General features: G+C 40.8%; 12 protein-coding genes and 1 pseudogene. 9 read left to right on the forward strand and 4 right to left on the reverse strand.

Annotated elements, in window-relative coordinates:
• Positions 1–130: 130 nt before the first annotated feature.
• Positions 131–1,363 (forward strand): RDD family protein, encoded by a 1,233-nt coding sequence (locus FN961_RS14340; RefSeq protein WP_144040867.1) that lies wholly within the window; start codon positions 131–133, stop codon positions 1,361–1,363.
• A 63-nt stretch (positions 1,364–1,426) separates the two neighbouring features.
• Complete coding sequence (locus tag FN961_RS14345; protein WP_144040868.1) at positions 1,427–2,665, forward strand: diguanylate cyclase; 1,239 nt, start codon at positions 1,427–1,429, stop codon at positions 2,663–2,665.
• A gap of 195 nt (positions 2,666–2,860) precedes the next feature.
• Here FN961_RS14345 and FN961_RS14350 read toward each other — a convergent pair whose 3' ends face one another.
• Positions 2,861–3,469 (reverse strand): DUF938 domain-containing protein, encoded by a 609-nt coding sequence (locus FN961_RS14350; protein WP_144040869.1) that lies wholly within the window; start codon positions 3,467–3,469, stop codon positions 2,861–2,863.
• 392 nt (positions 3,470–3,861) lie between these two features.
• Between FN961_RS14350 and FN961_RS14355 the strand changes: the two genes are divergently transcribed.
• The 6 genes and pseudogenes from FN961_RS14355 (at position 3,862) to FN961_RS14375 (ending at position 6,585) form a co-directional block, all read left to right on the forward strand.
• Positions 3,862–4,359: a GNAT family N-acetyltransferase gene (locus tag FN961_RS14355; RefSeq protein ID WP_144040870.1), complete on the forward strand. Its 498-nt coding sequence runs from the start codon at positions 3,862–3,864 to the stop codon at positions 4,357–4,359.
• Between the two features lie 47 nt (positions 4,360–4,406).
• Positions 4,407–4,610, forward strand: a pseudogene (locus tag FN961_RS14360) (OsmC family protein); the annotation flags it as partial.
• 318 nt (positions 4,611–4,928) lie between these two features.
• A complete protein-coding gene (locus FN961_RS26195) occupies positions 4,929–5,063 on the forward strand; it encodes an OsmC family protein (protein ID WP_268241165.1) in 135 nt (44 codons plus the stop codon).
• Positions 5,064–5,459: 396 nt separating this feature from the next.
• Positions 5,460–5,741, forward strand: coding sequence for a helix-turn-helix domain-containing protein (locus FN961_RS14370; RefSeq protein WP_144040871.1), 282 nt, complete (start codon positions 5,460–5,462; stop codon positions 5,739–5,741).
• Positions 5,704–5,937, forward strand: coding sequence for a hypothetical protein (locus FN961_RS25825; protein WP_185972797.1), 234 nt, complete (start codon positions 5,704–5,706; stop codon positions 5,935–5,937). The genes FN961_RS14370 and FN961_RS25825 overlap by 38 nt, the downstream gene beginning before the upstream one ends.
• A 105-nt stretch (positions 5,938–6,042) precedes the next feature.
• Positions 6,043–6,585, forward strand: a complete 543-nt coding sequence (locus tag FN961_RS14375; protein WP_144040872.1) for a hypothetical protein — start codon at positions 6,043–6,045, stop codon at positions 6,583–6,585.
• Positions 6,586–6,677: 92 nt separating this feature from the next.
• On the opposite strand, the gene FN961_RS14380 is transcribed toward FN961_RS14375, so the two are convergent.
• The 3 genes from FN961_RS14380 to FN961_RS14390 form a co-directional block, all read right to left on the reverse strand.
• Positions 6,678–6,947: a hypothetical protein gene (locus FN961_RS14380; protein ID WP_144040873.1), complete on the reverse strand. Its 270-nt coding sequence runs from the start codon at positions 6,945–6,947 to the stop codon at positions 6,678–6,680.
• A 307-nt stretch (positions 6,948–7,254) separates the two neighbouring features.
• Complete coding sequence (locus FN961_RS14385; RefSeq protein ID WP_185972795.1) at positions 7,255–9,312, reverse strand: bifunctional 2',3'-cyclic-nucleotide 2'-phosphodiesterase/3'-nucleotidase; 2,058 nt, start codon at positions 9,310–9,312, stop codon at positions 7,255–7,257.
• A 429-nt stretch (positions 9,313–9,741) separates the two neighbouring features.
• Positions 9,742–11,919 carry a M3 family metallopeptidase gene (locus tag FN961_RS14390; RefSeq protein WP_144040875.1) on the reverse strand — a complete coding sequence of 726 codons (2,178 nt, stop codon included), beginning with the start codon at positions 11,917–11,919 and terminating at the stop codon, positions 9,742–9,744.
• 206 nt (positions 11,920–12,125) lie between these two features.
• On the opposite strand from FN961_RS14390, the gene FN961_RS14395 reads away from it, so the two are divergent.
• Positions 12,126–12,398 (forward strand): hypothetical protein, encoded by a 273-nt coding sequence (locus FN961_RS14395; protein ID WP_144040876.1) that lies wholly within the window; start codon positions 12,126–12,128, stop codon positions 12,396–12,398.
• Positions 12,399–12,711: the final 313 nt, after the last annotated feature.

A 12,711-nucleotide genomic window follows, 5' to 3' on the forward strand; every position in this document is an offset into this window, starting at 1 on the left:
TGCATAACACATTAAGCATCATTTATAGCGTTTACTTTGAAACAGAATATAGATTATATTCGATTTGAGTGTAAGTGTTTGCCTTTGAAAATGAATCATTTTAATAAAAATAATAAGAAAGTGAGTTGATATGACTAAGGATAATCAAGACCCAGATCCTAAATCCATGGTGACTCCTTTTGCCTTCGAAATCGCACCAGAAATTCTTTATACCCCACTGGCAAGCCCTTTAAAAAGGGGCTTAGCCATGACGATTGATGGTTTACTTGTTGCAGTGTTGGCTGAGCAGGCGGGCTGGATATTTATATTACTTGTGGCTTTAACCCTATTGATACAAAAAAAGAGCCGTGAAGTAGGTAAAATTTTTAAATGGGGTTTGTACCTGCTCATGCTTGTCATGATGATTTTGGTGGTTACTGAGCACTTTACCTCATCGGACAGTTCGAGTGTAAAGGGAGATGTGACCGACGGGCGTGAGATAAGCTCGCTTAATGTGATTGAGGATTTGTTAGGTTATGGTCCCAAAATTATCAGCTTTAGCCAATGTATGGATAGTAGTTGCGCCGAAAATGAGCTTTTACATCTGCTCCTTGCCATTAAAAAGTCAAGCTTAAGCCTTGATGAGCAAACATCGATAGTCACCAATTTAATTAATGAACTTCCTCTTTCAATAGATGAAAAAAAGCGGTTATTAGAGACGATGAATACCGATCTGAATCAGTCTTTGAGTGTTTATCCTTCAGTTTTAGAGACTAATTCGGCGCAGATAGACTCGCTACAATCTCAGGAAAATGCTCACAGTAAAGAGATGAAAGACATTACCGCGCAATCCTTGGAGAGTCAAAATGAGGCTTCACAGTTTTTTGATGAAAAGCAGCTTGTTGATCTCGAACAATTAGATATAGAAGAGAAAGAACAAGAGCAAGAATATAGTCTACTTGCTTGGGCGAAAGGGATGTTGAATGATTTGGGGCTAGGTTTTGGTTGGGCTGCATTTTATTTTACCGTTTTTACCGCTTGGTTTGATGGACAAACTTTAGGTAAAAAGTTATTTCGGATCCGAGTTGTCCAACTCGATGGAACAGGGTTGTCACTCTGGGACTCTTTTGGACGTTACGGCGGTTATGGTGCTGGGTTTGCAACAGGTTTACTGGGTTTTTTACAGATCTACTGGGATGCAAACAGGCAAGCGATTCAAGATAAAATATCGGCAACAGTGGTTATTGATTTAAATAGATTAACAAAAGATCAGACGAGTTCTTACGACACAAAGCATAGTACTACCAGAGCGCCAGAGACATTAATCCCTTTAAATTTACTCTTAAAATTTCAATCAAAGGTTAGGGAACTAATTGCTAAATGATGAATTTAGAAAGAGAGAATGTGGGATTCATGGCTCTGCAAGTTGAAGTTTGAGGAGAATAGGTTGCGAATATTAGTCGTCGAGGACAGCAGAGTCGTGTCCCGTATTTTACAACACCTTATCGCGCAAGAACTGGGTTGCGAAGTTGATTTTGCAGAAGACATGCTCAGTGCTGAACAGTTATTAAAAGAGCATAAATACTTTGTTGCTATCACCGATCTTAATTTACCCGATGCCCAGAATGGGGAGGTAGTGACGTTGGTGCAGTCTCATCAAACGCCTTGCATCGTGTTGACGGGGAGTCTGGATAGCCAGCAGAGAAAACGCTTACTGCAGCTTGGTATTGTTGATTATATCTTAAAGGAAAACCGTTTCAGCTATGAGTATGTCGTCAGGCTGGTAAAACGCCTTAAACGCAATGAAAATGTAAAAGTGCTGGTGGCCGATGACTCGTTGGTTAGCCGCAAGTTTGTCAGGAATTTACTGGAGCAACAGTTGTTTCAAGTGATCGAAGCTGATGATGGATTGTCTGCATTTGAGATATTACAGTCCCAGTCGGATATTACTTTGCTTATCACTGATTATAATATGCCTGGTCTAGACGGTTTTGGTTTGATTCTCAAAGTGAGAGAGATATTTAGTCGAGAAGAGTTGGCTATTATTGGTTTATCCAGCGATGCCGATGAGAGCCTTTCTGCTCGTTTCATTAAAAATGGAGCGAACGACTTTTTGCAAAAACCTTTTGTTCATGAAGAGTTCCATTGCCGAGTTCTTAACACATTAGATTCTTTAGATATGATACGTAAGCTCTGGGAACAGGCTAATTTAGACTATCTAACGGGGGTGTATAATCGTCGCTATTTCTTCGGATTATTTGAAGAGCAGTTGGAACAAATTAAGCTGAAAAAAAGTAGCTTAACGGTCGCTTTACTAGATATCGATTTTTTCAAGAAAGTGAATGACACCTATGGTCATGACGTAGGCGATGAAGTGTTAGTGGAGTTCTCTTCTCGCTTAAATCGCTTATTCGGACAGCATTTTACGGTATCTCGTTTTGGTGGTGAGGAGTTTACTGTTGCTTTTAAAGGGTTAAACGAAGATAAAGCGTTCTCCTTGATGGATACGTTTCGAGCTCAGTTAGAAGCCGAACCTATTTTAACCTCCCAAGGCCCATTAACGATAACCGTTAGCACAGGAATTGCCGGCTTTACTGATGGCAGTTTAGATAACTTAATCAATCGAGCCGATAAAGCCCTTTATGACGCAAAAGAACTGGGTAGAAACTTAGTCTGTATTGAATAGATGGTTTAATGATAATGATGAAAGCGGCTTCGGTAAGTGCAGTATGGATGGCCGCTATCGTTTTTAGTACCCACTGATATGAAGGCGTATTTATGTTAAATCAATGGGTTGCCTTAAGTTGTTGCTGAGTGGTTTCCAATCAATATGCAATAATACTGAAGTTGCTAAGTTTCTCTAAAGCTACCTGTCTTGGGTTTAACTTTTCACAAAATGGAGTAAACGGTTGTTGGCGGGCATTGCGTGGTCGTTAACTAATTTCAGCCCCTGACCCCCTGCAAGTTGTTCTACCCACTCTATATCTCGAATTGCACTTCTTGGGTCTTGTTGCGCTAATCTGATATCAAATAGGGCATTACTCTCACTGGTATATTTTCCTGCGTAATTGAATGGCCCATAAATACAGAGTTGACCTTGAGTTTGTAAGTGAATTCCAACACCTTCAAAGAATGCCTCTACCATCTCTTCAGACATGATATGCAGTGTATTCGCTGTAAAAATGCCATCGATATTAGTGTCAGTAGGGATAGGCCATGGTTGAGTGACATCAAGTACTAAGGGTAAGCGCAAATTAGGCTGTTCAGTTAATGCGAGTTGTTGCTTTATTCCCTCAATATAAGCATTTTGATCGCTAGTTTGCCAGGTAAGGTGCGGTAAGTTTTTGGCAAAATGAACTGCATGTTGTCCTGTACCTGTGCCTATTTCGAGCAGGTGAGCGGAGGTTGAAAAAATGGTATTAATAATACTCAGTATTGGGGCTTTATTATTTTCACAAGCTTGAGAAAAGGGGAGTTGGCTAATGGTCATTCTTCGATACTCAATTAATGTAATTCAAGTTTATACCCAAGCTACTTGGAAATGCAGAATTCAGTGGGAATTTAATGCACTTTAAGCAAGATATTGTTTGCAGTTAATGGTTGTTCCCTTAGCAAAATCAATAACGCAGAATAAAGAGCATTAAAACCCATCGTAGAAGGCTTTGCGCAAGCCCACTTCGTTGTTGCATTAACTTAAAAGGGAGTCACCATTCCTACGTCAATGCGTCTAGAATTGCACTCGCGCAACGCCTCTGAAACTAGTATTCTCAGGTAGTTTGGGTATATACCGCTATGGTATGTTTAATTTACACTGTATCGTGAATAATCGATTCAAAGAAGAGGGTGACAGATTTATGGTGTTGTATTTATGAAGGTGTTGCTATGAGGCTTACTCAAGTGAGCCAAGATCATGTTTTGCAGATGATGAGTTGGTTTAATGATGCCGATTCTCTTTTTTCATGGGCAGGCCCTGGTTTTCGTTATCCATTTACTCATTGCAGCTTTACCGAAGATCTTAAACTCGACACTTCAGTGTCGTTTTCTCTCGTGACCCATGACGGTGAACTTGCTGGGTTTGGTCAATGTTACCTTCGTCATGATAAATGTCATCTTGGTCGATTGCTCATTGCACCCAATTTTAGGGGCAAGAGGTGTCAAATAGGCCCACTGGCATCGTTGAAAGTCAGTCATATTCTAATTCATCAATTGATTGAGCAGGGATGCAAGGAATTAGGGGTTAGGTTAATCCCAGGGTCAGTCTCTTTATTTGTATTAAATCATAATCTAGCTGCACTTAACCTCTATCTCTCATTGGGGTTTGTTGAGAGTCTGTATCCTGAACCGATCCCGATAGATAACTGCATCTATATGATAAAGTGAGTCTCCACTTAAATCAGCTTAAAACGTAAATTGTACGTGAGGCGTTAATGTCTGAATATCTAGCCAAGATTAGCTGGAAGCGCACTGCTGATGAAGCTTTTGTCGATAATCAATACAGTCGAGGCCATCTTTGGTCTTTTGACGGTGGTGCTAGCGTTAGTGCATCTTCTTCGCCTCATATTGTTCCCTTGCCATTTTCTGTTGAGGCTAATGTGGATCCGGAAGAGGCATTTGTCGCTTCGATTTCTAGTGATACCAACCTCATTAAATATGTGGTCAGTTCAGAGCCACTCAGGCTTTTTAATTCAAGGCGCATTGATGAGGAAATGCTTACCCCCTTTTAAGTCAATGCAACACGGAAGTGGAACGCCTGAGCCGAGAATCACTGTTAGCGTCAATCATCTGTCTTGCCTACAGCACTTAGCATTCCCGCTGAAAGAACAGATATTTAGTAGGATTGGTATAATATGTTATTTTTTAGGCATTGCGGCAAAAATAAAGTGGCTTGTTGATGAGTACCAAGACAATGCGCTTGGGGGATTGGGAAGGGTGAGTACGGAAATATGACCATGACCAAAGTGATTTTTTCTGGCCAGAAGCAACCAACCTCAGCTCAACTTGAAAAAGTGCATAATCAATCCCACCAACAGTGTTTTATCGCCAACTCAGTCAAAACCGAAATGGTGATTGAAATTGTGTTATAACCGTTGAGGTTTAGCTTTCGATGTATTACAAAGCGGAACGGGGTTAAATAGGTTAGCTTAATTAAAAACAAGTCGAGCACTGGTCCTGCTCGACTTAACTCGGGTTGTACATGATGACTTGCTCTTAGGCTAGTTTCATGTTTTTCACATTCAAAAAACAGCAAAATAATTGAGTGGCAGATTGACTGCTTGTGCTCGCTCCCTAGGCGGTTTTTCATTGTAAGTTTTTGTTTTCTCATTGCACAAGTCAACTCGAAAATTAAGATTAACAAACTATCTGTCTAAATAATTAGACTAAAACCGCTAGCAATGTTAAAAATATGTTTTCGTTATTCGAGAGCGGCAAAAATTGTGGAGCTCGAATCTAGTATCAACGGCCAGTGGCAAAAGGAACTTATGTTCACTACACCAGAGATAGTAAAATCGCTTCGATTGTCACAAGGATATAGTGTCACTGAATTAGCGAGCAAGATGGGTTGCAGTCGACAAACCATATATAACTGGGAGGATGGTATTTCCGAACCTAAGCTGTCTCAGTTTTTACATTTATGTGTGATTGTCGGATTAAGTCCCACTAATCTTCTGCCTAAAATACCATCTAACATGAAAGGTCAGTCCATCTCAGATAAGGAGCTTCAAGATGATAGTCAACAATCTTCCACCCACATACCAAAGTAATCAATCTACTGTGGCGTCAAAAAGCGAGTCTGAAATCACAACAAAAACCAGTGGAGGGTCAGTCCAGCCACCACCAAATGCGCAAATCGCTGAGTCTGTTACTTATGCCCGTGGTATTTCAGGTATTGAATCACCGATTTTGGTTAGAGATCTGCAAGTTTCAGAGAACTTAACTCATATATCAATTAGTGTTTGAATGCTGTTCGATGTGGGGTTGTTAGTTAATATGTTGTCTGAAAAAAATTAATGATAATAAGTGTTTACTATTAAATGAAATGCAAATCAGGATTTGTTTGGTCTTATGAATGAGTATTTCCTATTATTTAATCGTATTGAGTGGGCATTAATTTTTATTGCTTTTGCTGTTTGCTTTCAATCTCCTAACATTCGCTGGTTAATCGGTAATATTATTGTTTTAAAGACGGTAGATATTTTAACCATAGGCATCATTGTACAGTGGGGGGCATTTTATTATCTTGCTATTTCACTCTATGATGTCGTGATTATTTCAATGATATTGAAACGCCAAAAAACAGCTGGTTATATTGCGAGTCTAAAGATCCCTTGGCTGAGTCGACTAGCTAGAAGCTCAGCTCAATATTATAATCTTACAAGCAATGAAATTAGCCTGATTATATTGTACTTGTTCTCTATCGTTATCAACTTGGCTTCGCTTGCAGAGCGTTTGATACGAAAGTACTCAGAATTTGATCCTATGTTCATCTATAACAACTACCCAATGGCCAAGTTTGTGGTAACCGTTTTGAGTGTGCTCATTCTTTGTTCTTTAGCAATAAATGGCGCGAACAATATCTATCAGGACAGAAAGTCGAATAAACTATAGCTGTTGTTTGAGGTTTATTGATGGATATGGAGTTGGCTACAAAGCGCTATAACCAACTCTGAGATGGGGCTATTACGTTTTTAAATGGAGTATTAACATTCCGCTTTACCTGCTTCTTTCGCCTTTTTAATATCAAAATTGTCCAATAAAAGTAGATTGTCAGCTAAAGCGGATTTTAGTTTGGTTGCCGGCGGCTTTTTCTTTGAATGATTTAAAGATTCCCTTCTTGTGACAGACTCTAGTAGTGCTTCAAGTTTCTCCGGAGAGTTAATTTCGAGTTCGGGTAATTTGTTCGTGGCTGCATCATTATAAAGCTTAAACTCATTTTTCAGATTTTCTTGGGCTTCTTTAATCCTATTCATTTGCGCTTCTCCATTTTAAAATGCTTAGTTATTAAGCTAGTTCATAAGTGGTTTTTTCGCAAGCAATTGAATTTGTCATATAAAACCATATTTTTAGTGTGTGAAAAAGCGATAAGATTATTTCAACGTGAAAAGGAACGTTAATTCAAGAAAAACGCGAATTGTGGGCAATGAAATTGAACAAACGTGTGGGCTTAGCGATGAGATATATAAAAAGGCTCTCTTGAAAATATGAGAGCCTTGATTGTTTTATTGTGTAAGCAACTCCCTAAGTAAAATAGAAAGTAGCAATATACTGTCGGTCAATTTATTTTACAGGTGTCGTTAGATCGATATTGTAGATGGCAAAACCAAACTCATCGGTTAAGTCTGTACGCTTAGTGAGTGGTCGTACTTGGTTCTCCGTGACAAATTGATCTGCGAGTTCACTGTTTTGAGTTTCGAAACGGATATCTAACTCAGTCGTGGTGTTGATTGTTACGAAATCCCAGTTATTATCAGCTGAAGGATCAACTTCAGAATGAGCTTCTGTTTCATCAGTAATGTATTGTGCTAGTGCTTCACGGTTACTGTCTGGTAATTCCATTATGACGAAATCAGAACCTGTACCGGCAAACTTCCCACCAAATGCACGGTAGTTGTTGGTCGCGATAATGAACTCTTTCTTAGCTAAGTCAGCATCTGTGAATACGTTATTATTTTCATCAGTATAAGTGAGCCCAACAATACGATTTGCTGTGGCATTTACAACTTTACAGTCACCATCAAATTTCGTTGGTTGTGTCACATCGATTTTGTATGTTACGCCATCAATGACATCGAAGTTATAGGTGCGATGTGTATCCCAGTTGATGAGGTATTGTGGGATCGTGACGTTTGGATCGACTTGATTGAACTGATTAGCACTGCACTCTAACCAATCTTGGATCTCTGCCCCTGTGACTTTAACGGCAACCAATGTGTTTGGATACAGGTAAAGATCGGCGGCATTTTTATAGGTCAAGTCGCCTGCGGGCACTTGCACGTAAGAATCAGCATCTGCCGCCGTACTATGACGTCCACCTGCTTTAAAGGGCGCTGCAGCTGACAGCACTGGTATATCTTTAAGTTCGTCAGTTAGGTTGGCCTCTACTTTGGCAATTTGCGCATCAGATACAATTTGCACTGATGGATCATCTTGAACTAAGGTCAGGAAGCTGTACATGTCAGCAGAGGCTCTACCGATTGGTTGGTCGACATAGTCGAGTGTGCCTTGGTGTTCGAGAGCCACTGCATCACGAATGCCATTATCTGCACTTACTAGCTCTGGAACATCTGCATTTTTGTCGTAAATTGGCGATGCTTTTGCTGTGCGGTCGATAACGACCCATGCACCATTTTTCATCTCTAGCTTAAGATCGACAATACCGAGGTTATCTCCCCAACGACCAGGCATAACAGCAGCAACACCATTGATGGTGCCTTTCTCTAAGTCAGCATTTTCCAGTCCTTCGAATGTTGCAGATGGGAATACTGAATGGCTGTGACCAAACGTGATTGCATCAATCCCTTTAACGAGCGAAAGGGCATAAGTGGCGTTTTCGTCGTTAACATCTGTTGGGTTTGACGGCGTGCCTACACCTGAGTGTGGAATGGCGACGATAACATCAGCGCCTTCGGCTTTCATCATGGGGATGAACTTCTCAGCCGCTTCAACAATGCCCATTACTGAGACTTTACCTGATAGGTTTTGCTTATCCCAAAGTAGAATTTGTGGGGGGACGAAACCGATATAGCCAATCTTCACAATTTGTTGATCGCCATTGCTGTCGATAACGGCTTTTTCTTCAATGATATAAGGAGTGAATAAGTTGTCACCTTTGGCTTTACCTTCCCAACAATCTGCTTCGCACAGCACGTTAGCGTTGATGTAAGGGAAATTAGCCCCTGAAAGTGCCTCACTGAGGAAATCTAGGCCATAGTTGAACTCGTGGTTACCTATGTTCCCGACAGAGTAACCAAGGGTGTTCATGGCTTTGTACGCTGGGTGTGTGCCACCAATGGTATTATCACGCTTAAAGTTATCGGCAACAAAGTCACCCATAGGGCTGCCTTGCAATAGATCGCCATTATCAACTAACACGAAGTTGCTGACTTCAGCGCCTTGCTGCTTAATTAGACTGGCCGTTCTGGCAAGGCCTATGGTTGGATCATACTTTGTTTTGTAATAGTCATAATCCATGATGTTAGTGTGTAAATCTGATGTTTCAAGAATACGAAGATCGACTTGAACTGCTGACACTTCCTCTTTTTTATCATCAGAAGTACAAGCTGTTAATCCTAGCGTTGATGCGATCACTACCGCGAGTATTTTTTTATTAAACATATCCATCGTTCTCTTTTTTTATTTAGACCCCGAGAGAGTGCCATTGCATCTCCCTCATTTAGCTGATGAGATAATCTTTGTTATGCCCTATCAGCATGATGGATTATAAAGAAATTCAATGGCATTTATGTGATAACTGATAGGGTTAAAGTGATGTTTTTTGTGATCAGCGTGTTGCTTGCTGGATTTGTGAACTTCGGCGTTGTATGTGTTGTTACATAAGTTGATGGTTAGTTTTAATGATGTGATCTTTTTGTATTGCTGTTTGGTTCGTGCGTAGTGGATTTAATACTAGTTATTGTTTCAGCGTGATTAAGACATCGTATTCGACGTTTTAAATTGATATTTAAAACATTAAAAGGAGGGCTGCCTTGACATTCAAACATAAAAAAGCACGGCATTAGCCGTGCTTTTTAGTCTTATAGGAAGTTACTTATTCAGAAGTCCACGACTACGAAGTAATGGCTCTATCCCTGCTTCTTTACCGCGGAACTCTTTATAGAGTTTCATCGGATCTTCACTTCCACCTTGCGACAGCACTGTATTTCTAAATGCATCGGCAGTGGCTTTATCAAAAATGCCATTCTCTTTGAAGGCTTCAAAGGCATCGGCACCTAAAATATCAGACCATAGGTAGCTGTAGTAGCCAGCAGAGTATCCACCTGAGAAAATATGTGCGAAGTAAGTACTGCGATAACGAGGTGCAATCTCACTGATTAAGCCCATTTTATTAAGTGAATCAGCTTCAAATTCAGCTGCATCTTTTGGTGTGAAGTCAGTGAGTGTATGCCAATCTAAATCCAGTTTTGTCGCTGCCATATATTCAACCGTTGTAAACCCTTGGTTAAACTTACTTGCAGCTTGGATTTTTTGAACGAGTTCCTGAGGGATCACTTCACCTGTTTTATAATGCTTAGCGAACTGAGCAAGCACTTCAGGTTGAGTCATCCAATTTTCCATCACTTGTGATGGGAACTCGACATAGTCACGTGGTACTGAAGTACCTGCCTGTGAGCGATAATTCACATCAGATAGCATCCCGTGCAGTGCATGGCCAAACTCATGGAAGAGCGTACTTGCTTCATCGAAGGTAAGTAAAGATGGCTCGTCGCCAATTGGGCGAGGGTAGTTGAGTACGTTAACGATAATTGGCATAGACTCGACACCATTCATATCGTATTGCTGACGGTACGAGTTCATCCAAGCACCACCACGCTTACTATCACGCACGTAGTAGTCACCCATAAAGATAGCCATTAATGAGCCATCTTTGTCATACACTTCCCATGTACGCACTTCTTCATTGTATTTAGGTAGATCGGTACGTTCTTTAACGGTAATACCGAATAGACGATTAGCCGTATGGAACACGCCTTTTAAGGTGTTTTCCAGAGAAAAGTAAGGCCGAGTCTGTTGCTCATTAAAGCTGTATTTAGCGACGCGAATTTTGTCGGCATAATAATCCCAATCCCAAGCCGCAAGTTTGAAGTCGCCACCTTGCTCATCGATAAGCTCTTGCATCACAGCGACTTCAGCTTTGGCTTGACCTAATGCCGCAGGCCATACCTTGTCCAGCAAGTCATAGACGTTTTCAGGCGTTTGTGCCGTGCGTTCTTCGAGGACTAAATGGGCATGGGTTTTATAGCCTAATAGTTGAGCACGCTCTGCACGAAGAGCTGCCATCTTGGCTAAGATCTTCTTGTTGTCATTGGCGTTGTTATTGTTACCGCGCTCGACATAGCCTTTGTAGATGTTTTCGCGAAGTTCACGATTATCAGCGTAGGTCAGAAAGGGGGTGATAGAAGGGCGTGATGTGGTGAATACCCACTTGCCTTCATGGCCGCGCTTTGTGGCCGTTTGTGCTGCTGTGTTGATTACATCGCTTGGCAAGCCAGCGAGATCTTTTTCACTGTCTATTACAAGTTCAAATGAATTGGTCTCAGCCAATAAATTATCACCGAACTCCAAGTTCAATTTACCTATTTGATCATTCAATGTACGCAGGGTCGTCTTATCTGCTTCATTGAGATTGGCTCCGCCACGAGCGAAAGACTTATAGGTGTCTTCCAGTAGTTTTGCTTGAGCTGTATTGAGGTTTAAGGTTTTGCGCTGCTCATACACGGTTTTTACTTTCTGGAACAGTTTGTCATTCAATAAGATGTCATCACCGGCTGCTGAAAGCATAGGTGAGACCTCTTTAGAGATCACTTGGAGCTCATCATTGGTGTCAGCACCTGTGAGGTTATAGAAGACGCTGGCGACTTTTGAGGTGAGGTCACCTGAAAACTCCATCGCTTCAATCGTGTTCGCGAAGGTTGGAGCTTGAGGATTGTTGATAATAGCTTGGATTTCAGCTTTGTTTTGTGCAATACCCGCTTTAAAGGCGGGTAGGTAATGCTCGGGTTTGATCTTATCGAAATCAGGAATGCCAAAATAGGTGTCGTATGGCATAAAAAATGGGTTAGACGCATTATTTTCGATGATCTGCTGTGCGACTGCATTCGGTGCCACATTTGTTTCTGCTGTGGTTGAAGCGTTGCTACATGCACCTAAAGCTAACGTGAGTGCAATGGCTGATACTAATGGTTTGAGGGTTAATCCCTTCATAGTGTTATATCCCCGACTATTTTTGTTAAGTTGTTTTTATTTTTTTACGTTAATAGTTCTAAGTATCATGGTTGAAGGTGTTAAATCCATTGAAATTATGTTTAGTTTGTAACAAATGTTTTGAATGGTGTGTTTTTATACATTATCTGGCTGATTTTATGGCAAACTAACAGAGTTTCCTGATCATAATAACAATTGGATAACCGATGAAATACTTAACTAAATCGATAACTTTAGCCATAAGCTGTGTGATGGCTTTTTCTGTACAGGCGCTCAGTCCAGAATCTCAGTCTGTTGCGGATTATGCAGTTAAAACCTACGAGCAGGCGATGGTAGATTCCTTGACCAAATTAGTCAGTTTTAAGACGGTAGCAACAGAGGGGATGACACCGGATAATGATCCTGAATTTATCGGTTTTAAGGCAGAGCTTAAACAATTGGCTCTAGAGCTGGATTTAAACTATTTCCTAATGCTTTGAGTTTTGGGCCGACAATGCCAGACAAAGAGTACACGGGACATACTGAAAATGAGTTTATGACACAGGAGCAGTTTATGCTGAATTTGAAGATGTATACTGCCGCATTTATCGAACTCGCGGTGGAGAAGTAATACCAATCAGTATAAGAAGTTGATCTACTCAGAGTGTTTTTTGGCAAACTAATTCAAGGCGAATGAAAGACATAATGGTTGTTCCCTTATGAGTTCATTCAACACAGAAGTAGGCAGCCAAAAACACTCCTTACAGGCGAGTTTTAGCGGTTCTGATCCTGTGTTAACGAGCTTAACCGTAG

The organism is Shewanella hanedai (assembly GCF_007197645.1).
Lineage (GTDB): Bacteria > Pseudomonadota > Gammaproteobacteria > Enterobacterales > Shewanellaceae > Shewanella > Shewanella hanedai.

Excerpts from the sequence above, each read along its gene's own strand:
- FN961_RS14340 (WP_144040867.1), top strand. The coding sequence starts at position 131 with ATGACTAAGGATAATCAAGACCCAGATCCTAAATCCATGGTGACTCCT.
- FN961_RS14385 (WP_185972795.1), bottom strand. The coding sequence starts at position 9,312 with ATGTTTAATAAAAAAATACTCGCGGTAGTGATCGCATCAACGCTAGGA.
- FN961_RS14375 (WP_144040872.1), top strand. The coding sequence starts at position 6,043 with ATGAATGAGTATTTCCTATTATTTAATCGTATTGAGTGGGCATTAATT.
- FN961_RS14395 (WP_144040876.1), top strand. The coding sequence starts at position 12,126 with ATGAAATACTTAACTAAATCGATAACTTTAGCCATAAGCTGTGTGATG.
- FN961_RS14390 (WP_144040875.1), bottom strand. The coding sequence starts at position 11,919 with ATGAAGGGATTAACCCTCAAACCATTAGTATCAGCCATTGCACTCACG.
- FN961_RS14380 (WP_144040873.1), bottom strand. The coding sequence starts at position 6,947 with ATGAATAGGATTAAAGAAGCCCAAGAAAATCTGAAAAATGAGTTTAAG.
- FN961_RS25825 (WP_185972797.1), top strand. The coding sequence starts at position 5,704 with ATGATAGTCAACAATCTTCCACCCACATACCAAAGTAATCAATCTACT.
- FN961_RS14355 (WP_144040870.1), top strand. The coding sequence starts at position 3,862 with ATGAGGCTTACTCAAGTGAGCCAAGATCATGTTTTGCAGATGATGAGT.
- FN961_RS14350 (WP_144040869.1), bottom strand. The coding sequence starts at position 3,469 with ATGACCATTAGCCAACTCCCCTTTTCTCAAGCTTGTGAAAATAATAAA.
- FN961_RS26195 (WP_268241165.1), top strand. The coding sequence starts at position 4,929 with ATGACCAAAGTGATTTTTTCTGGCCAGAAGCAACCAACCTCAGCTCAA.
- FN961_RS14370 (WP_144040871.1), top strand. The coding sequence starts at position 5,460 with ATGTTCACTACACCAGAGATAGTAAAATCGCTTCGATTGTCACAAGGA.